This window comes from Massilia genomosp. 1 (assembly GCF_011682185.1).
In the GTDB taxonomy this organism is placed as follows: Bacteria; Pseudomonadota; Gammaproteobacteria; order Burkholderiales; family Burkholderiaceae_D; genus Telluria_A; species Telluria_A rubra.
Genome location: NZ_WHJF01000294.1, coordinates 1 through 1,212 on the forward strand (window position 1 = coordinate 1; position 1,212 = coordinate 1,212).

At 46.5% G+C, this 1,212-nt stretch carries 2 protein-coding genes; both read left to right on the forward strand.

Annotated elements, in window-relative coordinates; genetic code table 11:
* On the forward strand, positions 1 to 662 hold a 662-nt coding region (locus F1735_RS37995), incomplete at its 5' end, for an RHS repeat-associated core domain-containing protein (RefSeq protein ID WP_167241368.1).
* Positions 655 to 1,077: a hypothetical protein gene (locus F1735_RS33680; protein ID WP_167241370.1), complete on the forward strand. Its 423-nt coding sequence runs from the start codon at positions 655 to 657 to the stop codon at positions 1,075 to 1,077. The genes F1735_RS37995 and F1735_RS33680, both read left to right, overlap by 8 nt.
* Positions 1,078 to 1,212 lie beyond the last annotated feature (135 nt).

Sequence of the window (1,212 nt, forward strand, 5' to 3'; positions counted from 1 at the left end):
AGGCTGCGCCGAAGCGCCGTAGTGTGGTCGCTGTTGAGGCTGAGGCGCCGAATGATGTTGCCCGGTTCCAGCCGATCCGTTTTCTGGGCCAGTATCACGACACCGAGACGGGCTTGAACTACAACCGATTCCGCTACTATGATGCGGACTGCGGGCGATATGTTTCGCTTGATCCGATCGGTTTGGCGGGCGGCAGTAACTCGTATCAATACGCGCCAAATCCAAGCGGATGGACGGATCCGCTTGGATTGTCGAAAACTTGTAGCTGCAGTGGAACCGCCAATATGGATCGGATGCAGACTCAAGACATTCGATTTACACAAGACACGGTCAGTCCTAATTTTAGTGATGGTGGAACAATTTCCGAGGCCGTTGCGGCTTTGCGTAGTGGGCGAATAAAGCCTGATGACTTTCCTGCAATCCGCGTAGTCGAAAAAAATGGCATAACCTATTCGCTAGACAATCGGAGACTTGCGACGTTTTCTGCGGCCCAAGTCAAGAGCGTTCCCGTTCAGCGCCTTTCGTTAACTAATCCAGAAGTAATGGCGGAATTTTTGAAGAAGTTTAAGCCTATACAAGGTGGGAAAATGATTGTTGTGGTGCCCAAGGCCGAGCGAGCGGCTGCAAGACGTGTTCTTAACCAATTTGGAAAATATGATTAACATCAAATCAAAAGACTTGAAATTAGCAGATCTTCACATACATGCTGTGTGGACGTGGAGTGCTGATTTAATGGATAGTGAAGACATATTGATCCCCGTTAAAATCACGCGAGAAGCCCTTGCCGATGCTGATACCTTATTAATACATGCAAAATTCCATACTGCCGGCGGTGCTAGTCACGAAGGACTTATTGTATATGATCCAGATTTAGACAATGTATTTGCCATCGAACTATTTTTGGGCGATGCACGAATTACGCTGAATCGAAATTCCAAAGATTTATCCAATCTCGAACTTCAGCGATATGAAAAACTTACCGGTAACAATTGCAATAATGTATTGCCAATCCAATATGAAATTACGACTAGAGATCTGCCAATATCGCCGGCCGAATTTACATTTACTGTTTCCTGATCACGATTGAGCCTCTTGCAAAACTAGCGGAACGGATGAAAATTGCTTGGCAGCGCAAGCGAAAAGGTGGGAGTGGGCGCCCATTTCTGGCATGATTTAGTTTCTGAAGCTTAATCAAAACGCCCACACCATGAA